A 21,969-nucleotide genomic window follows, 5' to 3' on the forward strand; every position below is an offset into this window, starting at 1 on the left:
CGCCGTGCCGGGTCAGCTATTCGCCGAGCTGTCCACCCGCACCGCGCTCGAGAACCAATTGCCAAGGTCGCGCAGCAGGGCTCGCGTTTCCTGTTCGTCATCGCCGATGACAACCGCGCGCGCCGCCCGAAAGAACGAGTCGTCATTCATGTTCCCCAACTGCTCGCCGACCTGTACCTCGACCTCGCCGAATACGACGCCGGGTTGTGCCCGCAGTTCCTCAGTGCTGGGAACCGACAGTAGCAGTCCCGGCGGCGCCTTGAGGTGGACATCTCCGAAGCTCGCCGGATCCGGTACGACCGGTGTGGTCACTCCCGTGGGCAACCCGAGAACGACCCGGGCCCATTCGTCGTGTATCGAGACGCCGAATTTCCGGAGAACGACCTCGTCGGTCATTCCGCCGCCGACGCGGCCGCCGCACTCGCTGAACACCAGTTGGCCGTCCGGGTGTTGGAAGGCTTCGAGGTGGAACACCCCGTCGCGGTGGCCGAGGGCCGGCAGCGCGCGCGCCGCAAGGTCTCGCGCTTGCGCATAGAGCGCGGGCTCGACGTCGGGATCCAGTACGACGGCAGCCGCGAGATCGCCTTCGTGGATCTTGATGCAGTTCTGCACGTAGCGGGAAATGCTGAGCAGAACCAGTTCGCCGTTCCTGATCGCTCCGTCCACCTGGATCTCGCCGCCGGGCACGAAGTCCTCTACCACCCAGGGGCCGAGCACCCCTGATTCCGCGCACTGCTTCGCCGCCCGCTCCAGGTCCGCGGCCGAGCGCAGGAGAAAGGTGTCCTTGGAGCCGGACACGGCAGGCGGCTTGATCACTACCGGGAATTTCTGCGGAGCCGCACTGAGATCATCAAGGTGGTTAACGGCTCTGCACTGGGTGACGGGGACGCCGGCCATTCTGACCAGGTCCTTCTGGACGAACTTGTCCCGCATGGAGACGACATGGTTCGGGGAGGGCGTGGATTTGCCTGCCACCATGGCTACGACCGAGGCGGAGTAAAGGGTGTACTCTTCGTTGCCGCAAATGGCGGTGTAATCGGTCAAGCTGACACTGTCCCGGCGGAGCGCGCACAACACGTCCTCGCAATCGGTGGTGTCACGTACGACGACGACCCGGTCGACCGCCGGATGACTCCTGACCGTGGCTGCGTCTTTCGCATTGACCACACAGGTGACAACGGCGCCGTGGGCCGCGAGGGCCGCTACCGACCGGGGGCGGCAATCGATGTAGAGGACCGAACACGCATCGGGCATGGGGTTGTCTGCCAATCTCGTGTCTGTCGGCGGGTCGTCGGGCACTACCCGCCCCCGCCGAGGAATTCGTTAGTCACCATGCGGATGCGGTCCACGGCTTCGACAATGTCGGTGAACCGGGTGTTGAGCGGAGTGGCAGACAGCCGAAGCAGATCCGGGGCCATATGGTCGATGGCCAGATCGGCACGAGAGACCAGTGGATGGATGCGGGACGCGTCGGCGTGCCGCAACGTGAGGTGTACGCCCCGCCGCCAGGCATCCGGCGGGCTCGCAAGGGTATAGCCAACCGGGAAGAGGTGCTCGGCCACCAGGTCCTGGAGCATCTCGGCAAGCGCCAATCCCTTGGCGCGCAGCGCATCCATGCCGGCTTCGCCGACGAGGCCGATGCCCGCCGCGAGCGCGGTCAGCGAGAGGACAGGGGGAAATCCTGTCTGGAAGCGGCGGACCGTCGGGTCGGGTTCGTAGGCCGGAAGCATCTCAAGCTGCTGACGATGTCCGAACCAGCCTTGAATCGGCTGTCGGAGCCGGTCCTGCAACGTGCGGCGTACGTAGAGGAAGGCCGGGGCGCCGGGGCCGCCGTACAGGTGTTTGTAGCCCGAGCCGACGGCCAGGTCCGCCTTGGTGTCCTCCAGTTCGATTGGCACGGCGCCTACCGCGTGGCTGAGGTCCCACAGCACCAGCGCACCCGCGTCGTGCACCAACCGGTTGACTTCAGCCATGTCCAGCAATGCGCTGGAACGGTAGGAGACCAGCGAGAGCGACACGAGAGCGACGTTCTCGTCAAGTGCGGCACGCAGCGCGTCCAAGTCGAGACCCGTATCGGCATGAGCGGGCAGGGTGAGGACACTCATTCCATGGTCGGCCGCTACGCCGTCGAGGACGTAGCGATCAGTGGGAAAGTTGTCGTCGGCGGTGATGATCGTGCCGCGTTCCGATCGGGCCCGTACCGCCGCGACGGCCAGCTTGTACAACTGAACGCTGGTGCATTCGCCCACCACGACTTCTCCGGGGCCGGCGCCCAAGGCGTGCTGCGCGATGCTGTCGCCGATGCGTTCGCTCAGGTCGAGCCATTGGGTGCGGGCTTCCGCGAGGTTGGTTCCCCACTCTTCGTTGACCATGAGGGCGAGGCGATCGGCGGTGGGGGCGGGCAAGCGGCCCAGTGAACTGCCGTTGAGGTAGATAGCCTCGGGTCGCGCGGTAACGAAGCGGTCGCGCATGCGCGCGAGCACGTCCTCGGCATCCCGCCCGCGGGCTTCCTCCATGGCCGACGCGATGGTGCCGGCGAGCTGGCCGTCGGTCACAGGAGCCCCCTGGAGGTCCAGAGTTCGGGGAAGAACCGGTGTTCGGCGACACGACGCAACCAACCGGCGCCTTCGGTGCCGCCAGTGCCAGGTTTGAAACCGATGATTCGCTCAACGGTGAGCAGGTGGAGCGAGCGCCAGCGGGAAAATCCCTCGGCCACGTCCATCAGCGCCTCGGCGAGCTGAGGCAGCGGATCGGTGGCCGCCTTGCCTCGGTAGACCTCGGCCCAGGCTCGTTCCACGGCGCCGTTCGGCTCGTACGGTTGGGAGAAGTCCCGGTCCAGAACTGACGGGGGCAGCGGTGTTTCGTGGCGAGCGAGCAGACGGAGCGCGGCGTCGTACACGCTGGGTTCGTGCAGAGCTCGCTGAACTTGTGCGTGCACGTGCGGTACCTGTCGGTGCGGCAGGGCCAGCGCGGCCACTTTGTTTCCCAACGCGTACTCGACCATCCGGTACATATAAGATTGGATTCCGGACGCCGACCCCAAGACGTCACGGAAACCGTTGAATTCGTTCGGCGTGAGCGTTGAGAGCACATTCCAGGTCCCGTTGAGCAGTTCGACGACCCGCCGCAGCCGCCGCAGGTTGACCGCGGCCTCGGCAACCGAGTCTCCGTCCAGCAACGCACGAGTCCGCTCGAGCTCCTCGTAAATCAGCTTGAACAGCAGCTCCTTGACCTGGCCCATGACGTAAAAGGTCAGCTCAGCGGGGGCGTCGGACCGCGGGCGCTGCAGTGAGAGGAGCACGTCGATGCTCTGGTAGTCGATATACGGAGTGCTGGCGCCGGTGAAGTCCGTGATCGGGTCGCCGTCCGATTCCATCACTCGGACGTTGCGTTCGGCATCGCTGCTGATGCCGGGGTCCGCCTGGGCACTGCCGTTTCGGCCGGGGACGATCATGATCGATCTCCCCACCGCTCTCGAGCCTGTGCGAATGCCTTCTTGAGCGCAGCATCCGGCACGTCGTCGTGTCGGTATCGGACGGAGAACCGCTCCGCATAGGCAGCGAACCATTCAGGGTCGGAGTCGAGGAACAGCATGTCATGCTGGGCCATGCGGCGTATCGCCAGCATGGGTACCGGGGATCGGGCTATCCGAAGAGCAGGATTGCGCACAGCCCGTTCGTCGCACTCGGGATAGAACTGGGCGAACATCAGCCCGCGCCTCACCAAGCCGGGTTTGGCAAGCGCGTGTACGTCGTCGAGAATGTGAAAGCGCTCCGGAGCGAGACCGTCGAGAACCACGACCATGGTGTGGAGTGTCCGGTTACGGCTCGCCCACCGGCGGGCCTCGAAAGTGTCGGCCAGTAAATTTACCGACGCCACCAGGCCGTCAACGGTCGCCTCAGGTTCCACGCTCCAATTTTCGAGCAGGAATGTATCAACCTTCATCGCGGCTTGGACGAATGGGCACACCGCGCCGTCTCGGCCCAGTTGTTCATGGGGCTTCATCACGAACTGTTCTATCCACTCGCGTGCTGCCGCCAGATCGGCGGCCCCGCTCTTGCGATTTATTCCGGGTCCTACCGGGGGCGGCAGGGGCATGGAAACCTCCTCCTAGGCTTCGGCTGTTCGGCGAATACGTGCAGTGCGGCTGGAGTTGCCAGGCAGCGCCTCACGAGTCGTCTCGCACGGACAAGACTGCCTCGGAGAACCGTGAAAGCCCTTCCTCGAGGACCTCGTCCTCTATGGTCAAGGGAGGCATCAGCTTCAGAACTTCGTCATGAGGTCCGGACCTCTCGAGCAGCAGGCCTGCTTCCAGGCAGCGCTCCTGGATCTTGGCGGCAGATTCTGCCTTCAGGCACCTCAGCCCCTGCATCAAACCCCGGCCCTTGCGCAGCCGGCCGGTACGATGCTGCAACGAGTCGAGCACAGCTCCGACTGCTCGGGACTTCGATTCGATCGAGGCGGAGAAATCGCCATCTGACCAAAACTTGGCGACAGCCAGCCGTGCGGTGACAAATGCGTGGTTGTTCCCCCGGAATGTTCCGTTGTGCTCGGCGGCCTGCCACACGTCATGTTCCGGGCGTATGAGGACCGCGGCCAGCGGAATCCCGAACCCGGAAAGCGATTTGGCCAGGACCACGATGTCTGGGACGATTTCCGAGAACTCGAAGCTGAAGAAGCTGCCGGTCCTGCCGCATCCGGCCTGGACATCATCGACGATCAGCAGTGCGCCGTGCCTGGTCGCGAGAGCCCTGAGCCGACGCAGCCATTCGGCGGAGGCGCAGTTCAGTCCCCCCTCGCCTTGCACCGTCTCCACAATGATCGCGGCTGGCGGGTCAATTCCGCTCGAAGGGTCGGACAGCATCTGCTCGAGCCAGGGAAGAGTATCGACCTCCCTGCCGAAGTAGTCAGCATATGGCGCGCGGGAAACTCCGCTCAACGCGATGCCAGCGACGTTGCGGTGGTGCTGATTGCCAGTTGCCGAGAGCGACCCGAGCGAGACGCCGTGGAAGCTGTTCGTAAACGCGACCACATTGAGTCTGCCAGTTATTTTTCGCGCCAGCTTCAGTGCCGCCTCGACTGCGTTTGTGCCAGTCGGTCCGGTGAATTGGATCTTGTAGTCCAGGCTGCGGGGTCGGAGTATCTTGTCGGCGAATTCCTTGATGAACGCGCCTTTCGACTCCGAGTAAAAGTCCAATGAGTGGGCGATGCCGTTGCCGGCTATGTACTCGATCAGAGCGTTCCGCATGTCCGGATCATTGTGGCCGTAGTTTAACGCTCCGCATCCGGAAAAGAAGTCGATGTATCGGGTGCCTGCGGAAGTGTGCACGTAGGAATTCGTCGCCTTGGTGAGTTCGTAGGGAATCAGGCGACAGTACGATCGCACTTGAGATTCGTGTTTCTCGTACAGGCTTCGCTGAACATCGGTGTTGTTCAAACGCAATACCCCCATTTACGCTGTGCCAGCGCGTCTGCGCGCCGCACCGGTTCGCCCGCGATGAGCGCGGCTTTACGCGCTTGATCACTCGAAGTAGTTCTCCAGACTGCCTCTGCGCTTGGTGTCCAGGGTCGCACAATGGAAGCCGCCGCCCATCATCCGTGAATGGCGAAGCTTCAACGGCAGGACATCGATGCCCTGATCTTCGATAAGCTTGATCAGGGGAAGCTGATCCCGGTCCACGACGACGAGGTCGGGGCGCACGCTGAAGAGGTTCATGTCGATCCAGCTGCTCCCGATGGAGCGCGACAGATAGTCGCTGTCGAACCGGTCGGTGCCGGTCATCGGCGGACTGTAGATGATCTTCCACTTATCGAAGATCGACGGCAGCATCTCTCGTGTTACTCTTTCCGGATTGCACAGCAGCAACCCGGGCCTCAGCGCAACCACGGACGTATCAATATGACTGCCGTGATAGTTGATCCGGCATACGTGAACCTTGAACTCGTCGCCCAGGGTCGTCTGAAGCCATTGTGCGCCCAATTCGTTGCCGGTCGAGCTGATCAAATATACAAGGTCCCGGCCGAACCGCAGTACGTTGGCGGCGTCGAAGACTGGCTCGTCCTCTCTGGGAATTGGAAGCTCGTGATCCACCTCGAAGAGAGTGTCCAGCAGCATCGGTTTCGGTGCGCTGTACCATTTCGCGCCGTCCTTGAAGTACTCGATCAATATCTTGCGGTAACTGTGCGCCTCAAGGAGGCGGCCACGGATGACGTTCGGCGTCTCGATGATCTGGTTTCCCAGGACTAGAAAGATGTCTCGAGGGCAGTAATTGTAGTACCCCTTCGTGGACCAAAAGGGGGTGGATACGACCTCGTCATGCGGCCAGGTGTCCGGCCTCTTGACAACGATATCGAGATCTTCCAGTGACTTGACCATCGCGACAAGATCTTCTTCGGCTTCCTCGATAACCTGATCCGGGAAAGCGCCGGTAGGAATTTTGTCGACCGAGTAGCCGGCGAACTCCGCGAGATGTGTGCTCTTGTCGGAATGGGGAAGCCGTGCTCCGAGGGGGTTTCCGACGATAACCTCCGCCAGCGGGTCCCATTCGTTGCAGCTCCATACGCCCGAGAGGGCTTCTTCTTCGGCGCTCGACGGAGAAGAAGCCATGGACAACTCGCTGTGGGCGGTGTTGTTCATCGACGTTACTCCTAGTGGACATGGTTCTTTTGCGTGCATGAACCGGTTCAGTCGTCCTTTTCCATCGCAACAGCGCTGAGTGGCGAATTGATCGCGCCTATTTGAAGCGCCGTTCGTTTTTCATGTCGAGGATGCCCCGGCCGCACGGCCCGGGCATTGGATATCCGCGCAGATTGCTTGTCTATTCGCGCACGTCGGCCTGCCGCGAGGAGGCCTGAAGGGTGTCTCTATTGCCGTATGGTCGTTGACCTGGGGAACTGGCGGCCAGGGCGGCGAAGTAGGGCAGCGTGAGGCGTGCCCGGTGTCCGTTCGCGTGGTTGCGGCGTGGTCGCAGCCAGGCTGGCCAGTGCGGATGGCAATCGGCGGTGGGGTCGGCTTGGGTCAGCGCGGTGTCGATGGCGTCCACGGCGTCGTGGGCGGCTTGCTGGGGGAGGTGGCTGTAGAGGTTGGCGGTGGTGGAGAGGGTGGAGTGCCGCAGGGTTTTGGAGACCACGGTGAGCGGGGTGCCCGCGGTGATGGAGAGGGTGGCGGCGAGGTGTCGCAGGTCGTGCAGGGTGATGCGGGGGACTCCGGCTTCCTTGGCGCGTCGGCGGAAGCGGTCCAGGACGGTCTGAGGCCGTAGCGGGCGGCCGTCGGGTCGGCAGAAGACCAGTCCGGTGAACGGATCGTCGGAGCGGTCAAACAGAGCTGAGTGCGGGGCTTCGGCTGCGCGGCGTGTGAGAGCGACTGCCACGCGCGGGGAGATGGCGACCCAGTTCTTGCTGCTGCGGGTCTTGGGTGAGGTGATGACCAGGCGGGCGTTGTTGATGGCCGAGAGGGTGTAACGGACGTAGAGCACGCCTTCGTTGATGTGCACGTCGTGCCAGTGGAGGGCGAGCGCTTCCCCTTTGCGCATGCCAGTGCCGATCAGGAGTTCGCACAGATCCGCGATGAGTGGGTCGGTGCGGTGGCAGTAGCGCAGGAAGCGGGCTGCTTCCTCGGCCGTCCAGATCCGTCGCTCGGCAGTGGGTGGTCGGGGCAGGACGGCGGGGCGTGCGGGGTTGTGGGTGAGGCGGTGCTGGCGGGACGGCGTCGCCCAGGGCGCTGGAGAGCGTGGCCAGGCACCGGTAGACGGTCACTTGGCCACGTGTGCCGTTCGGAAACTCGTCGCTGCTGGTCAGGCGGCGTATCTGTACTCGTTGATCACGCCGCCGAGTATTCGGGTGTGCAGGAGCCGGTGAGTAGTCGGATCGCTCATGGGCTTCGGGTGTTCGTGGGCGAGGGGAGGGAGCTGTGCCCGGGCTTGGTGTGGGCGATGACGGTTGTAGTGCTGGGCGTAGGAGTCGAGGATCTGTCGGGCATGGGTTTCGTTCCATATGAGCAGGTGGTCGAGGACCTCGCGCCGCAGGGTTCCGATGACCCGTTCGCATTGCGCGTTCATCCGGGGCGTTCGAGGCGCTGTCGGCACGACCTCGATGTCATCGGCCGCGAAGACTGCGTCGAAGGACTCGGTGTACTTCGCGTCCCGGTCGCGAATCAGGAAGCGCAGCGTGTCCACATGCACGCCCAGCTCGATGGCGAGGTTTCTTGCCTGTTGCACCGCCCAGGGTCCGGTGGGATGGGCTGTCACGCCGGCGATGTGTAGTCGGCGTGTGTCGTGCTCGAGGAACACCAGCGCGTACACGCGGCGCAGGTCGATCAGGTCGACGTGCAGGAAGTCGCAGGCGATGATGGACTCGGCTTGCGTGGTCAGGAACTCGCGCCATGTCGGGCCTCCTCGGCGTGGGGCTGGATCGATGCCTGCCGCTGTGAGGATCTCCCAGACCGTCGTCGAGCCGACCGGGTGTCCGAGCCGGATGAGTTCGCCCTGGATCCGTCGGCAGCCCCACCGCGGATTCTCCTTGGCCAGCCGCAGCACCAGCGCCTTCACCACACGCGCGGTCGGCGGTCTCCCGGGCCTGGCCCGGCGCTTGCTGTAGTCCCATTTCCGAGCGATCAGCCTGCGGTGCCATGCGAGCAGCGTCGTGGGCGTCACCGGGAACGCGTTCGCCCACCGGTACCGGGGGATCAGCGACGACAGTGCCGCGAACCACAGCCGATCCGCCGGCTCGTAGCGCACAGGCCTCGTGAGCTGCCTGCGCAGCACCTTGTTCTCGTGTCGCAGCACAAGCAGTTCCGCGTCCTTGGCCGCGTCCCGACGCAATAGCAACGCCGGGAACGCGAGCGGCTTCCGAGCCACCTGATACACCAGAGAGACGAACACCCGGGCAGGGTTTCAGCAGACCGTGATGGAACGCCAGACCCGCTCCGAGCAGCAGCGATGAGTTTCCGAACGGCACAGGCTAGACAGCACGCGCGAGCGTCTGACTTGCGCGGATGGGTTTATCGGCACTTGCAGTGTCTGGTGCCATGGGGGCCTCGTGACCCGGCAGCGCCTTTGGCCAGAATGCGTTCTCGCGGCGCAGCGCGAGCAATTGGGCATCCTTCGTTGTCTCGCTGGGCAGCAGGACTTCGGGCGTGGCGGTTGGCACAGTGCGGCCGTCGGCGCACTGTCTTCCGTCCGCGCGTTGATAGAGGGGTTCGAGCGGCTGATGCACGGGCTGCCCGAACTCACCGACGGCAAGATCACGATCGTGAACCTGTGCACCGAGGCCGGCGTCTCCCGCGCCTCCTGCTACCGCTCGCCGGTGGCACAGGCGGTGAAGGAGATCCTGGAAGCGCCGCAGACCCGCCGCCCGGAACCTGAGGAGCTGCGAGCGGAGGTATCCCGACTGAAGAAGGCGGAGCGCAAGCTTCGCAGCGGGCACGCTGCCGAGATCCGGGAGCTGAAGGACACCGTGGCCACCTACGCCAACCAGATCCAGGTCCTAGCCTTGCGCAACGCCGAACTGGAGACGCGCACCGCCCGTCTCCTCGAACGGCTGCGTCATCTGGGAGAGAACGTCGCGATCCTGCCGGCCCCGAGCCTTCCTATGCCCTGACCGGGCGCATCACCTGCGGTTCGCACCCTCTTCGGCGGTGTGACTATCCGTCGTAGGAAGGGCCGCCCAGGTTGTAGCAAGCGGCGAATTATCTGATGTGAGACCAGATAACCTTGTAGTAGCTGGATTTCAACGGGGAGTGGGTTGGTCTAGTGCGTAGTCTTGCGCTGGAAGATGGCGGCTCGATCTTGGTCGAAGCGCCGGATGTGTCCGAGGGGCCGGTGAAAGCTGGGCGAGTCGGCGATGCGATTCGTGAGCTTCCGCTGAGTGTGCAGGCCGCCCTGCGTCCGGTCACGGAGATGGCTCGGACGGCGGTGCAGCAGTTGCGGGAGGCGGGGCCGGACTCGGTGGAGATCGAGTTTGGGGTGGACCTCGCAACTCAGGCGGGTGCGGTAATTGCCCGAAGTGAGGCTAGTTGTCACCTGAAGGTGACCGTTGCCTGGCAGCGCGAGTCCAACGACGAGACCCGCTGATTCCCCGGATCGAGGAGTACTTGCGGCGTGTCGGCGGATAAAGCAGCCTCGCGTCCCAGCCATGAATCCAGTTCCAGCATGCCGGCAGCGGTGGCACAAGTGCTGTCCGTAGAGGATGAGGTGGCCGGAGCGGCTTTCCTGATCGCTGAGGACTTGGTGTTCACTTGCGCGCATGTGGTGCGGGACGCCGGGTACGGGCAAGGCGACGTCCTGCGGCTCAAGTTTCCGCAGGCGCCGGGGGCTCCGCAGGCCGAAGGGGAGGTGCTTGCCGAGCCGTGGCGGGCTCCAGAGAATGATGATGTCGCGGTGATCCGGCTGCGGGTCACACCGCCAGCGGTGCCTTCCTTGGAGCTGGGATCCGCTGCCAGGCGCCAGGACCGCAGGGTGCGGTGCTTTGGTTTCCCCAGCCAGGCGCCTCCCAGCGGACACTTCGGCTTCGCACTGTCCGGCGACCTCTTGCCCATCAGTGGTGATGGCGACCCTGGCGACGATGACGTGGATAACGACGGCGAAAGGCTGTTGTTGCAGCTGACCGCGGCCAACGATCTAACCCGGGGATTCAGCGGTGGGCCGGTCGTCGACGACGTCACTGGTCTGGTGATCGGCATGGTCACCGCCATCACCGCGCCCGACGAGCACTTACGGGGGCAGGACATCGCCTACGCGACTCCCACGCAGGTCCTGCGTCGGGTGTGGCCTGACCTGGCCGTGCGTGAGGTGTGTCCGTATCTCGGCCTGGAGCCCCTCGCTGCCGAGCATGCTGCCTGGTTCCATGGCCGCGACACTGCCAAGGACGCCGTGGTGGCGGCGCTGGCCGGACAGCGCCGCATCCTGCTGCTCCTGGGCCCGTCAGGTTCGGGTAAGTCCTCATTGATCCAGGCCGGCGTTCTGCCTGAACTCCCTGAACGTGCAGAGCTGCCTGGCAGCGACCGGTGGCAAGCCATCCTGGTTCCCCGCCCCGGAGAGGACCTGGCGGTTGAGCTGGAACGGCAGGGCCTGGCGGGTGCCGCCACCGGCGGCCTCGTCGCCGCCGCGCAGTACCGCTTGGCGGCCGACCCGACCTGTGAGCGTCTCCTGCTTGTCATCGACCAATTCGAAGAGCTCCTTGCCCGCTTCGGAAGCTCTCAGCCCACGCAGACACGACAGCAGGGCGAAACGGACTCGACGGGCCACGCGCCGGCGGTGTTCGAGCAATTGACGTCGTTGGTCAAGGCCCCGGTGGCGGCCACGGTCATCCTGATCATGCGGGATGACCTCTATCCGCACCTCGCCGCCCAGGCCCCGGAACTTCTGGAGGTCGCCACTCCCGGCCTGCTCAATGTGCCCGCCACGTTGAGCAGAAAAGACCTGCGCGCCATCATCACCGGACCCGCCCGAGCCGTCGGCCTACGGCTCGAACGGAGACTGACCGAGCGCATCATCAGCGACGTTCTGGCTGCCGATCCGCAGGCCGCTACCGGAACAGCGCCCGCGACCCTGCTCACGCCCCTGCAACTGACGATGCAGCAAATGTGTGAGCCTGAACGCTGTCCTGATGGTCTTCTTACTCATGCCGCCTACGAACGCGTCGGTCAGATCACCGGAGCCCTCACCCGTTGGTGTAACGACGCCGTCAATGACCTGCCTTCATCAAGCCACCGGGCCATAGCCCGCCACATCCTCACTGCCCTGGTACGCCCGGCCGACCTCGCTCGCCAAGTCCCTCCTACCCGTCAGCAAGTCCACCTCGACACGCTGCGCGACCTCGCCACCGATACGAACGACCAGGCGGATCCGGCCGCCGGCGACACTGCTGATGCAGTATTGGATGCACTCGTTGGCCACCGGATCATCACCACTCACGCGCGTGACCCCGGGCCTCCCCCCACCGGTCGGGTCGCCGAACTCATCCACGACATCCTCATCAGGGACTGGGGCGATCTACGTGAGTGGGTGGCTTTGGACCACAAGTTCCACACCTGGCTTACCCGCGCCGAGGGACAACACACCCGTTGGCGTCAACGCCACGACCCTGACGACCTGCTGCATGGCACCGATCTCGCCGACGGAGTGGACTGGTCCCGAAAACGCGGACTACCCGGCGAGATCGCGGAGTTCGTCGACGCCAGTCAGCGCAGCCAACAAGCCGCTCTGCGCCGCACCAGACGCCTCAACACCATCCTGGCTGGCGCGCTCATCGGAGCCCTCATCGCCGCCGGTCTGGCCTTCTGGCAACGTCAGACAGCCGTCGAGGCACAAAAACGGGCTCTGTCTCGACAACTCGCCGCCCAGTCCAGCGCCCTCATCGACACTGACCCCGACCTAGCTTCCCTGATCGCCATCGAGGCTTACCGCACTAGCCACACGCAGGAAGCCAGCGAAAGCCTCTACGCAGCCGCTGCCCTCCCCCTCAAACGCCGGATTACTGCCACCAGCGTTGACGGTCCGATGGCGCTCAGTCCGGACGGCCGCATCCTGGCCACCGGCGGTGACGACACCACCATAGAGCGGTGGGACGTGGCCACCGGCCGTGCCCGCCGCACCTTCACCAGCGAGACCGACCCACACCGTGGCGTGTCCTCGGTGGCGTTCAGCCCGGACGGCCGAATCCTGGCCACCGGCAGAGACGATGGCACCGTAGAGCTGCGGGATGCGGTCACCGGCGCAACCAGGCGAGCCTTCCTCACCCATCACACCGACTCGTCTGACGCCTACGTGTCCTCGGTGGCGTTTAGCCCGAACGGCCGCACCATCGCCACTCGAGGCGACGACGGCACCGTAGAGCTGTGGGACGCAAACACTGGACATTCCCGTGCACGCCTCGTCGGGCACGCCAATGATGTGCTGTCGGTGGCATTTAGTCCGGATAACCGCACCCTCGTCACAGGCGGCGTGGACGGGAAGGTGCGTTTGTGGGACGTGGCAACCGGCCGCACCCGCACCACCATCACCGCCGTTAGCAGCTCAGATGTGCCAGTAATATTCAGCCCGGACGGTCGCAGCTTGGTCGGCGTGGATGATTCCTACGACACGGTGAAATTGTGGGATGTGGCCACCGGCCGCACCCGCACCACCTTCACCGCCGACGGCGTTGTAGCCTCGGTGGCATTCAGCCCAGACGGCAGCAGCCTGGCCATTGGCAACGACAGCGGCACGGTCAAGTTGTGGGATGTGGCCAGCAGCCAGGCCCGCACGGTCCTTACCGGCCGCGCAGGTTTTAATGGCGTGTCGGTGGCGTTCAGTCCGGACGGCCGTGCTTTGGCAATGGGTAGCAACGACAGCACGGTGCGGATATGGGATGTGAGCACCGGTCGTATCCGCACCACCCTCGCCGGCTACCCCGTCTTGGGTGTGCCCCTGGCATTTAGTCCGGACGGTCACACTCTGGCCACTGGCAGCTATGACGGCACGGTGCGGCTGTGGGATCTGGGCACTGGCCATATCCGTAGAGTCCTCATCGGACACAGACGCTATGTGTCGTCGGTGGCGTTCAGTCCGGACGGCGGCACCCTCGCCACCGCGAGCTATGACGGCACGGTGCGGCTGTGGGATGTAGACCTGCCCGACCAAACGCAGGCGATCAAAAAGATTTGTGAAGCAGTCGGACGGAACCTCACCACAAGGGAACAGGCAGAGTATCTTCCGGGCCAGCCGACCAGTCGGCAATGCCCGCCCTGAGCCGATGACCGAAATCGCGCTGAGAAGTGAACCAACAGGTGCGTCCCACCGGGAACTGACGACAGTCGAATACGAGAGGGCCTGCGTGGCGCCGTCTTGAGATACTCAGGAAGATCGCGGACGGGACCTGTCCGTATGGGCCCGCCTCAACCACGTTGACGCGCTCTCCTGGATGCCGTTCTTCGACGACTGCCTGCGCATCGCTCTGGAAGAGTGCTACGCGGCGTTTTATACGTTCCACTCGGCACGTTGCTACGTTCCACTGCTCTCTGTCATGCGGCCAAGCAGCAGTGGGTCCTTGAGACGCACGGGCTGGGACGGCTTGACAGACCGCATAACGCCTTGGGTAAACCAGTACATCGAGGGCAGGTCGTGCGCGGCAGTGCGGGTGCCGATAAATCATCCGCGCAGCTCAGGCTGCGTGCTGGTATTCGTGGAGGGTTCCGCCGAGTCGGTCTCGTCGGTCGATTTTCAGGTGGGCGAGCTGGGCTTGTTGGGCGATGGGTGCGGGTAGTGGCGGGCATGGGGCGGCATGCTCCATGGCCCTGTGCGGGCGGTGCTCGTTATAGAAGGACTCGTACTCGCGCAGGGCATGGAGGAGATGTCGCTGGTTCCAGATCAAGGTCTGGTCCAGAAGTTCGGTGCGGCACGTCTGTATCCAGCGTTCCATAATGGAGTTCATCCGCGGTATCCGAATGCCGGTGGTGACGACTTTGAGACCGGCATCGGTCATCAGGGTGTCGAAGGCGCCTGTGAACTTTGAGTCGCGGTCTCGGATCAGGAACTTCGCCTTGCTGGCTGCGTCCTCAAGGTCCATGAGGAGGTTGCGTCCGAGCTGCACGATCCAGTCCCCGGTGGGGTGTGTGGTGGCACCGAGGATCCGGATCCGCCGGGTAGTGTGCTCGATGGCGGCGAAGACATACAGGCGCGCCCCGGTCAGCGTGCGGACTTCAAAGAGGTCGCAGGCCAGGAGTGCCTCGGCCTGACTGCGCAGGAAGCTGGCCCAAGTCGTGGTCTGCCGTGCGGGTGCGGGTGGGATGCCGTGCTCGCGGAGAATCTCCCAGACGGTGGCGGCAGCGACCTTGATCCCCAACGCCGCGAGTTCGCCGTGGATCCGGCGATATCCCCACGAGGCATTCTCCCTGGCCAGGCGAAGGACCAGGGCGTGTATCGATCGGATGGTGCGTGGGCGTCCACGTCGCCTGGGTACGCAGGTCGCGGCATGGCGTCGCCGGAGCATGTCGCGATGCCAGCGCAAGACCGTGTCGGGGCGGACCAGCAGCAGAAGGTGCCGCAGTCTGTCTTTGGGGAGGTGGTGGAGCAGGCCGGAGAGGACAGCGCGATCACTGTCGGTGAAGGTCGGCTTGCCGACCTGGCGCAGTAAGACAAGCAGTTGGTGCCGGAGCACGAGAATCTCGATGTCCTTCTCCCTGTCGCCCATCGGCAGGAGGCGCAGGAACGCAAGGGCGTTGGTTGCGGCGAGGTAGGCCAGGCGAAGCAGCACGACAGATCATGATGCCGCCGGGGCCGGGGGGCAGGTGAAGACGCCAGGGCACGTGTCGGTCGCCGAAGATCTCTGATCAAGCTCTCACCTGCGTGGATGATTTACCGGCACCCGCAGAGTTCTTGACTGTGCAAGCCGAGGGCATCATCGCCTGCGACTTCGTCCACATCGACTTGGCCGATCTGCGCCGGGTGTACGCGCTGGTGTTCCTCGAACACGGCACACGCCGACTGCACATCGCCGGAGTGACGGCCCATCCCACCGGGCCCTGGATGGTGCAGCAGGCGAGAACCCTCGCCTTCGAGCTGGGCGTGCGGGTGGACTCGCTGCGTTTCTTGCTCCGCGACCGAGACGCGAAGTACACGGAGTCCTTCGATGCGGTCTTCGCTGCCAACGATATCCGGGTCCTGAGGAGCGCGCCGCGGGCCCCTCGGATGAACGCGCACTGCGAACGGATCATTGGAACCCTGCGGCGCGAGGCCCTTGATCACCTGTTGATCTGGAACGAGACGCACGCTTGGCAGGTCCTCGATGCCTATGCCCGGCACTACAACGGTCATCGCCCCCGTCAGGCTCGCGGACAGCTCCCTCCCCACGTCCAGGAGCAACCGACGTCCGTGATCGCCCCGTCCGCTCATCGGCTTCTACGCACTCGAATACTCCGGCAACGAGTACAGATACGCGGCCTGACCGGGGGCGACGACCTTCCGAACGGCACAGGGTTCTGACTGTCGTGCCACCGAAGTCGCCGAAGCCCCCCCCGTGACTCCCGGCTCACGGCAGATTCCCTGCTCGCCGCCCCCCTGTAATCAACTCCGTTTGTTTCATTGACATTTCACTTAGAAGTCGTACGTTGGGAGCGCTCCCATGGTGCCTTTCATCTGGAAGGAGTTCCCCCCACATGCGCAAACAGAGCCCATTAACCGGGCGTTCCCGGTCGGCCCTCCGCCGACCTCTCCAGGCGCTCGCCATGCTGTTCGCCGTGGTTGTCGGCGCACTGACCTGGTCGGCCCCCGCCCAGGCTCACGGCTCCGTCGTCGGCCCCGCCTCCCGCGCGTACCACTGCTGGGAAAGGTGGGGTAACGACCACATGAACCCGGCCATGCAGACCGAAGACCCCATGTGTTGGCAGGCCTTCCAGGCCAACCCCGACACCATGTGGAACTGGATGAGCGCGCTCCGCGACGGCCTCGGTGGCCAGTTCCAGTCGCAGACCCCCGACGGGACGCTCTGCAGCAACAACCTCTCGAGGAACGCCAGCCTGAACAAGCCCGGGCAGTGGAAGACGACCACCGTCGGCAACAACTTCTCGGTCCACGTGCACGACCAGGCGTCCCACGGTGCCGACTACTTCACAGCCTACGTGAGCAAGCAGGGCTTCGACCCCAAGACCCAGACCCTGGGCTGGGGCAACCTCGACTTCATCACGCAGACCGGCCGCTTCGGCCCGGCGACGGACTACACGTTCAACGTCAGCACCTCCGGCTACACCGGACACCACATCCTGTTCGTGATCTGGCAGGCCTCGCACCTCGACCAGGCCTACATGTGGTGCAGCGACGTGAACTTCGGCTGAGCAGGGGAGCGCCGCACACGGCACCGGTCTCTGCCGGGCGCCGGTAACCCGCCGCCCGGCCGACCGAGCTCCGTCGGGGCAGGGGACCCATTTGGTCACCCTGCCCCGACGGGGCTCCCTTCGCTCCTGGTGTGAACGCGCCCGATCGCACGGCAGTCGCACGGTAGCCGGCTCCCCACCGTCTCGTCGTACGACTCCAGCACTCAACGGCCATTGAGACTCCCAGACCGTGGAGGCGGCGATCTTGATTCCCAGCGCTGCGAGTTCGCCGTGGATCCGTCGATATTCCCATGAGGTGTTCTCCCTGGCCAGGCGTAGGACCAGGGCGCGTATCGATCGGATGGTGCGTGGGCGTCCGCGTCGCCTGGGTACGCAGGATGCGGCATGGCGCCGCTTGAGCAGGTCGCGATGCCGGCGCAACACCGTGTCGGGGCGGACCAGCAGCAGAAGGTGCCGCAGTCTGCCTTTGGGGAGGTGGTGGATCAGGCCGGCGAGGATGGCACGGTCGCTGTCGGTGAGGGTCGGCTTGCCGGCCTGACGCTGTAGGAACAGTAGTTGGTGCCGGAGTACGAGGATCTCGATGTCCTTGTCTCTGTCGCTCATCGGCAGGAGGCGTAGGAACGCCAGGGCGTTGGTAGCGCGAGGTAGGCCAGGCGCAGCAGCACGACAGCCCATGATGCCGCCGGGGCCCTGCGCAGGTGAAGACACTTGGGCGAATGTCGAGGAGAACCGAAGATCCGTGATCAGGCTCCCGACCTGCGTGGATGATTTATCGGCACCCGCAACAGCGAGTTCACTGCCGCGTTCGACGCCGTCTTCGCCGGCAACGGCACAGCCGTCATCCCGACGCCTCCGCAGAGCCCACGGTCCAATGCGTTCGCCGAACGATGGATACGCACAGCCCGTGCCGAATGCACCGACCGGCTCCTCATCACCGGCGAACGACACCTGCGTACGGTCCTCAACCAGTACCTCGAGCACTACAACACGGGACGGGCCCACCGAAGCCTTGGCCTACGAGCTCCCGACGACGACCCGAACATCATCCCCGTGCCCGCCACCACAGTCAGGCGCCGCCAGGTACTCGGCGGACTGCTCAATGAGTACCACGCCACGCCATCCCGACTGCCTCACCATCCGCAGGAAACGCCCAGCTCAGCAGCCTGATCGGAATATTGACACCCTTCAGGGTTCAGATCGCTGCGGTGGAGTCCGCGAGGCTGGCTCACGCACTGCATACCGGCACGCTAGCGACGGAAAGGCTCGGCGCGTGGCAGGACTTCCCGATGCCCTACGCCAACGTGGAACGCATGGAGGCGCACCCGATGTGGGAGCGGTGGGGGAGCAAGGTGATCGAGGCCGGAGCGGTGCGCGACAGCAGCGACGGTCCGCGCATCGTGGTGTGCCTGGAGAACCCGGGCGCCTTGGACGAGCTGGAGGCCTACGTCGACTTCCTGGTGGCCTTGATGCCGGCTCAGGCCTTTCACCGGCTGGCGTTCCATCGCCCCGGGCCCGGAAGCCGGACAGTCCAGTGAGGCCTGTTTCATGAGTGGTCGCCTGTGAAAGACGCGGACCGTGGACCGCCGTGCAGGGCGTTTCTCGTTTCATGGGTTGTTGCAAACGGCTCGACAGTTTGAAACGCTTCATGAAACGCTGACGGGTCGTGAGCGACGATTTCGCGCGCGTGGAGCCGCAAGCGGAGCATCGTCACGGACACGCTCGCCTCCTCCTCGCGGTGCTGGTCACCGCAGCCAGCGTCCAGGACTCGGCAGCCGGCACCCACCTGCTCGACCAGGTGGCCGCAGCCCACCCCGGCCTGCGCAAGGTCTGGGTCGACGGCGGCTACCGCAAGCACTTCGTTGAGCACGCCGCCACCCTCGGCATCGACATGGAAATCGTCACCCGCACCCCCGGGGTCAGGGGATTCACCCCTATGCCGAAGCGGTGGACGGTGGAGCGGACGTACAACTGGCTGATGCTTCACCGGCGCCTCGCCCGCGACTACGAGACCCTTCGCGGAGACGGAGCCGTGCGGCCCGGCTCTACTACCGGCTGCGCTGCGAAGTCCTGGTCTTCGCTGATCGTCAACTGGACCGTTGGCTCCCTGGCCGCGATCACCCAGTTGTCTTGCTGCTACATGGCACGGCGGACGGTGAGGTCGTGCAGATCGTCGCGGACCTGTTGTGGTTCGTCCTGTATCGGCATGTTGGCCTCGTCGCGTACGGCATCCAATGCGTCGGGCGCATCCTGTTCCAGTGCGGCGAAAAGCGGCTCAAGGTCCGCCGGGGCGGGGCCGGCTTCGGCGACGAGCTCGAATGTCCGGCGTACCGCGTGGGGGGAGGTCAGGGAGTCGACGAGGATTTCGGCGATCTGGCGTCGGTCGATGACGCCGTCGCTGGGGCCGCCGGAGCGGCGCGTGTCTCCTTGCAGAAAGGTGAGGCGGTGCTCGTCAGGGCCGTTCATGTCGAACCAGCCGGGCCGGACGATGGTGTAGGGTAGGCCGCTGGCACGGACGAGGCGTTCGGAGCGGCGCTTCCATTCGAGAAGGTGGCCGTACGAGCTGGTGCGGGTGGTCACACCGATGGAGGTCATCAGCGCGATCCGGGCTGTCCGGGCGCCCAGTGCGGTCAGGATGTTGCGGACGCCTCCGTAGTCGACGCCCTCGGGACCTGAACGGCCGGTCCCATCCGATCCGAGCGCAAGCACGATGGCGTCGACGCCGGCGACTGCCTGCGGCAGGGTGTAGGGGGCTGTGACGTCGCCGACGACGATCTGCGCTTGTGGGGGAAGCTGCTCGGCTTTGGACGGGGTGCGCACCAGTGCGCGGGTGGTGTGTCCCTGGGCGATCGCCTCGGCGACCACGAGGCGTCCGATGCTGCCGGTGGCGCCGACCACCAGCACAGTCATGGGGGTGTTCGTCATCGTTCCTTCTTTCTGCTGTGGCGATTGCTGCTCACCGACTCGAAAAGGGGCCGTCGAGCAGGGAGTGTCGTCTGCCCGCTACGGTCCGGCCGGGGGGGAAACGCGGGGTTGATCTCCCACCGATACCTCGGAGATCACCGCTGAGGTCTCTCCGGCAGCAGTTTCCAGTCTCGCAACCCGCGGGGTGGGTGTCTGCAGCCCTGGGGAGTGCTGTCATTACCTGGAACACCGTTCCCCGGACCGGCCGGTCTGCTGCCGCGCACAAGGTGCCGCACAGCGAACAGGAGTCACCGTGCAACCGGTGCCGGGCGCGCTGTCGTTTTCGCGGCCGAGGCGGCGCGTGTGCCGGGCACGGTGATTCGGCCGACTGCGACCGAGACAAACGTACTTCTTCGATGTCGAGGCGCCGCTGCACTTGGCGGAGCACGGTGTCGTCGATGCGGCCCTGGTCTCGCAGCCGCACGACGGTGGCGCGTTTACGGGCGAGGAGTTCGAGTCGTAGCGCGGTGTAGTGCTGGTCGTGGCGCAGCACGTCGTCGTCGGCCTCCCCGCCGCTGGCTCGGAGAACCTGCAGATGGGTCTCGTATTCCTGTCGCGTGCGTTCCGCGACCGCTGGGTCGGTGCCGAGGGCGGTGGTGATCTGGGGCAGTGCCTTGAGGGCCTCTTCGGTGGCGGTGGTCTCGGCGAGGAACCGTTCTTCCTGCACAGAGCTGTCCGGGGGCAGGCGAGCCCAGCGGACGATGGCCGGCAGCAGCAGGCCCTGCACCACCAGGGTGCTGACGATGACGCCCGAGGTGACGAAGACGATGGTGTCGCGCTCGGGGAAGGGCGCTCCGGAGTCCAGCACGGTCGGCACCGCCAGGGCGACGGCCAGCGAGACCGCCCCGCGGAAGCCGGCCACGGCGCTGACGACCCGGGCGCGGTTGTTCACGCGGCGCAGCCGTTGCTGCGGGCGGCGGTCCAGCAGGCGGACCAGGTAGGGGACGGTGAACAGGAACGCGAAGCGGACTCCGATGACGACTGCGGTCACCGCGCCGACGGCGATGAGGGCGTCCGTGAGGGCGGCGCCGTGAAGGCTTCGCGCGGCGGACTGAGCCTCCAGGCCGACGAGGACGAACAGCGAGCCGTTGATCACGAAGGTGGACAGTGACCAGAACTCCTCGCCTTGCTGGCGTGTCACCGCCTGCACCATGCGGGGCGCGGCCTGGCTGATGATGAGCCCGGCAACCACGACGGCCAGCACCCCGGAGGCGTGAATCAGCTCGGCCAGCAGGAACGCGGCGAACGGGGTGATGATGGCCGCCACGTTGCCCAGCAGCGGGTTCTCGAAGATCCGGCGTGCCTGGATCGCGATCCAGGCGACAAGTGCGCCGGCCAGGGCCCCGCCAATGTAGGAAGCGAGGAACAGCCAGGAAACGTGCGGGAGACTGAAATGCTCCTCGCCGACGGTGATGCCAACGGCGAGGCCGTAGATGACGAGTGCAGTGCCGTCGTTGATCAGGCTTTCGGCGCGCAGCAGGGTGATGTTGCGGCGTGGCAGCGTTTTGGCGAGGACGCCGACAGCGGTGGCGTCGGTCGGGGCGACAGCGGCACCGAGCACCCATGCCGGCCCCCAGTCCGCACCCAGAGCGTGGGCCACGGCGGCGATGGTTCCGGCGGTCGCGATCACCAGGGTGGTACTGAGTAGGACGATGCCACGCAGATCACGGCGGATCTCCCTCAGCGAGGTGTTCAGGCTCTCCCAGTACAGCAGTGCCGGGAGGAACAGCAGCAGTATGACCTCCGGCGGCAAGTGGACCTCGCGCAACGCGGGGACGAAGCCCATCAGCACACCGATGACGAGTAGCAGGATGGGCGGGGCGACGCGCAGGCGCTGTCCGATGCCCTCCCCGAGCAGGAGGGCGAGGCCCAGGACCACGACGAGTTCAAGGCCAAGCACTGTGTCTCTCCCGTCGGCAGGTGTTCAGGACTGGGGATCGTCGATGATGACAGGGCGGACGCCCCGTTCTGCGTCACGGGCCTTCGGTGGCTGACGTGTCGTACGGCGGCCGTCGGCCCCGTTCATGGGCGGACGCCGCAGCGGAGCTTCTTCTGCGCGCGCAGCGGACTACCGCTTGACTACGGGGATCATGATGCAGTGATCGAGGTGCAAGAGCCTCGTGGCCGTCAAGGCGCCGGCTGCATGGCCGACTGTCCGCTCTGCTGAGGGCCGGGGGCGGTGCGGAAATGCAATTCGGGAT

17 protein-coding genes and 3 pseudogenes are annotated in these 21,969 nt (G+C 65.2%); 8 read left to right on the forward strand and 12 right to left on the reverse strand.

Going from position 1 to position 21,969, the window contains the following annotated elements:
* Nucleotides 1–12: 12 nt before the first annotated feature.
* The 8 genes from ABTY62_RS34825 to ABTY62_RS34860 all read right to left on the reverse strand — a co-directional run bounded on the left by ABTY62_RS34825 (nucleotide 13) and on the right by ABTY62_RS34860 (nucleotide 8,879).
* Nucleotides 13–1,269, reverse strand: a complete 1,257-nt coding sequence (locus tag ABTY62_RS34825; RefSeq protein WP_352133406.1) for an ATP-grasp domain-containing protein — start codon at nucleotides 1,267–1,269, stop codon at nucleotides 13–15.
* Between the two features lie 29 nt (nucleotides 1,270–1,298).
* Nucleotides 1,299–2,555, reverse strand: coding sequence for a kynureninase (locus ABTY62_RS34830; protein WP_352133407.1), 1,257 nt, complete (start codon nucleotides 2,553–2,555; stop codon nucleotides 1,299–1,301).
* Nucleotides 2,552–3,454, reverse strand: a complete 903-nt coding sequence (locus tag ABTY62_RS34835) for a tryptophan 2,3-dioxygenase (RefSeq protein ID WP_352133408.1) — start codon at nucleotides 3,452–3,454, stop codon at nucleotides 2,552–2,554. Before ABTY62_RS34835 ends, ABTY62_RS34830 begins: the two co-directional genes overlap by 4 nt.
* Nucleotides 3,451–4,098 (reverse strand): DUF6875 domain-containing protein, encoded by a 648-nt coding sequence (locus ABTY62_RS34840; RefSeq protein ID WP_352133409.1) that lies wholly within the window; start codon nucleotides 4,096–4,098, stop codon nucleotides 3,451–3,453. Before ABTY62_RS34840 ends, ABTY62_RS34835 begins: the two co-directional genes overlap by 4 nt.
* A 70-nt stretch (nucleotides 4,099–4,168) precedes the next feature.
* Nucleotides 4,169–5,437 (reverse strand): diaminobutyrate--2-oxoglutarate transaminase, encoded by a 1,269-nt coding sequence (gene ectB, locus ABTY62_RS34845; protein ID WP_352133410.1) that lies wholly within the window; start codon nucleotides 5,435–5,437, stop codon nucleotides 4,169–4,171.
* Between the two features lie 84 nt (nucleotides 5,438–5,521).
* Nucleotides 5,522–6,637: an inosamine-phosphate amidinotransferase 1 gene (locus ABTY62_RS34850; RefSeq protein WP_352133411.1), complete on the reverse strand. Its 1,116-nt coding sequence runs from the start codon at nucleotides 6,635–6,637 to the stop codon at nucleotides 5,522–5,524.
* 181 nt (nucleotides 6,638–6,818) lie between these two features.
* Nucleotides 6,819–7,658: a tyrosine-type recombinase/integrase gene (locus tag ABTY62_RS34855; RefSeq protein WP_352133433.1), complete on the reverse strand. Its 840-nt coding sequence runs from the start codon at nucleotides 7,656–7,658 to the stop codon at nucleotides 6,819–6,821.
* 135 nt (nucleotides 7,659–7,793) lie between these two features.
* Complete coding sequence (locus ABTY62_RS34860) at nucleotides 7,794–8,879, reverse strand: integrase core domain-containing protein (protein ID WP_352133412.1); 1,086 nt, start codon at nucleotides 8,877–8,879, stop codon at nucleotides 7,794–7,796.
* A gap of 157 nt (nucleotides 8,880–9,036) precedes the next feature.
* Between ABTY62_RS34860 and ABTY62_RS34865 the strand changes: the two genes are divergently transcribed.
* The 3 genes from ABTY62_RS34865 to ABTY62_RS34875 all read left to right on the forward strand — a co-directional run bounded on the left by ABTY62_RS34865 (nucleotide 9,037) and on the right by ABTY62_RS34875 (nucleotide 13,727).
* Nucleotides 9,037–9,597: a hypothetical protein gene (locus tag ABTY62_RS34865; RefSeq protein WP_352133413.1), complete on the forward strand. Its 561-nt coding sequence runs from the start codon at nucleotides 9,037–9,039 to the stop codon at nucleotides 9,595–9,597.
* Nucleotides 9,598–9,749: 152 nt separating this feature from the next.
* Nucleotides 9,750–10,070 (forward strand): CU044_2847 family protein, encoded by a 321-nt coding sequence (locus tag ABTY62_RS34870; protein WP_352133414.1) that lies wholly within the window; start codon nucleotides 9,750–9,752, stop codon nucleotides 10,068–10,070.
* Nucleotides 10,071–10,148: 78 nt separating this feature from the next.
* Nucleotides 10,149–13,727 carry an nSTAND1 domain-containing NTPase gene (locus tag ABTY62_RS34875; protein ID WP_352133415.1) on the forward strand — a complete coding sequence of 1,193 codons (3,579 nt, stop codon included), beginning with the start codon at nucleotides 10,149–10,151 and terminating at the stop codon, nucleotides 13,725–13,727.
* A gap of 412 nt (nucleotides 13,728–14,139) precedes the next feature.
* Here the strand turns inward: ABTY62_RS34875 and ABTY62_RS34880 are convergent, their stop codons facing one another.
* On the reverse strand, nucleotides 14,140–15,231 hold the full coding sequence (locus ABTY62_RS34880) for an integrase core domain-containing protein (RefSeq protein WP_352133416.1): 1,092 nt from the start codon (nucleotides 15,229–15,231) through the stop codon (nucleotides 14,140–14,142).
* A gap of 104 nt (nucleotides 15,232–15,335) precedes the next feature.
* On the opposite strand from ABTY62_RS34880, the pseudogene ABTY62_RS34885 reads away from it, so the two are divergent.
* Nucleotides 15,336–15,921: pseudogene (locus ABTY62_RS34885) on the forward strand (integrase core domain-containing protein); the annotation flags it as partial.
* Nucleotides 15,922–16,132: 211 nt separating this feature from the next.
* A complete protein-coding gene (locus ABTY62_RS34890; protein ID WP_468022210.1) occupies nucleotides 16,133–16,807 on the forward strand; it encodes a lytic polysaccharide monooxygenase auxiliary activity family 9 protein in 675 nt (224 codons plus the stop codon).
* Between the two features lie 156 nt (nucleotides 16,808–16,963).
* On the opposite strand, the pseudogene ABTY62_RS34895 reads toward ABTY62_RS34890, so the two are convergent.
* Nucleotides 16,964–17,472, reverse strand: a pseudogene (locus ABTY62_RS34895) (integrase); the annotation flags it as partial.
* 175 nt (nucleotides 17,473–17,647) lie between these two features.
* On the opposite strand from ABTY62_RS34895, the gene ABTY62_RS34900 reads away from it, so the two are divergent.
* The 3 genes and pseudogenes from ABTY62_RS34900 to ABTY62_RS34910 form a co-directional block, all read left to right on the forward strand.
* Complete coding sequence (locus ABTY62_RS34900) at nucleotides 17,648–17,974, forward strand: integrase core domain-containing protein (protein ID WP_352133435.1); 327 nt, start codon at nucleotides 17,648–17,650, stop codon at nucleotides 17,972–17,974.
* A 119-nt stretch (nucleotides 17,975–18,093) separates the two neighbouring features.
* Nucleotides 18,094–18,342, forward strand: a complete 249-nt coding sequence (locus tag ABTY62_RS34905; RefSeq protein WP_352133417.1) for a hypothetical protein — start codon at nucleotides 18,094–18,096, stop codon at nucleotides 18,340–18,342.
* A gap of 156 nt (nucleotides 18,343–18,498) precedes the next feature.
* Nucleotides 18,499–18,821 (forward strand): annotated as a pseudogene (locus tag ABTY62_RS34910) (transposase); the annotation flags it as partial.
* 119 nt (nucleotides 18,822–18,940) lie between these two features.
* On the opposite strand, the gene ABTY62_RS34915 reads toward ABTY62_RS34910, so the two are convergent.
* On the reverse strand, nucleotides 18,941–19,729 hold the full coding sequence (locus ABTY62_RS34915) for an SDR family oxidoreductase (protein WP_352133418.1): 789 nt from the start codon (nucleotides 19,727–19,729) through the stop codon (nucleotides 18,941–18,943).
* Between the two features lie 31 nt (nucleotides 19,730–19,760).
* On the reverse strand, nucleotides 19,761–21,668 hold the full coding sequence (locus tag ABTY62_RS34920) for a Na+/H+ antiporter (RefSeq protein ID WP_352133419.1): 1,908 nt from the start codon (nucleotides 21,666–21,668) through the stop codon (nucleotides 19,761–19,763).
* Between the last annotated feature and the right edge of the window lie 301 nt (nucleotides 21,669–21,969).

Origin of the sequence: Streptomyces sp. NPDC097640 (assembly GCF_040302705.1) — a bacterium.
GTDB lineage: Bacteria > Actinomycetota > Actinomycetes > Streptomycetales > Streptomycetaceae > Streptomyces.

Excerpts from the sequence above, each read along its gene's own strand:
- ABTY62_RS34835 (WP_352133408.1), bottom strand. The coding sequence starts at position 3,454 with ATGATCGTCCCCGGCCGAAACGGCAGTGCCCAGGCGGACCCCGGCATC.
- ABTY62_RS34840 (WP_352133409.1), bottom strand. The coding sequence starts at position 4,098 with ATGCCCCTGCCGCCCCCGGTAGGACCCGGAATAAATCGCAAGAGCGGG.
- ABTY62_RS34850 (WP_352133411.1), bottom strand. The coding sequence starts at position 6,637 with ATGAACAACACCGCCCACAGCGAGTTGTCCATGGCTTCTTCTCCGTCG.
- ABTY62_RS34875 (WP_352133415.1), top strand. The coding sequence starts at position 10,149 with ATGCCGGCAGCGGTGGCACAAGTGCTGTCCGTAGAGGATGAGGTGGCC.
- ABTY62_RS34890 (WP_468022210.1), top strand. The coding sequence starts at position 16,133 with ATGCGCAAACAGAGCCCATTAACCGGGCGTTCCCGGTCGGCCCTCCGC.
- ABTY62_RS34905 (WP_352133417.1), top strand. The coding sequence starts at position 18,094 with ATGCCCTACGCCAACGTGGAACGCATGGAGGCGCACCCGATGTGGGAG.
- ABTY62_RS34915 (WP_352133418.1), bottom strand. The coding sequence starts at position 19,729 with ATGACGAACACCCCCATGACTGTGCTGGTGGTCGGCGCCACCGGCAGC.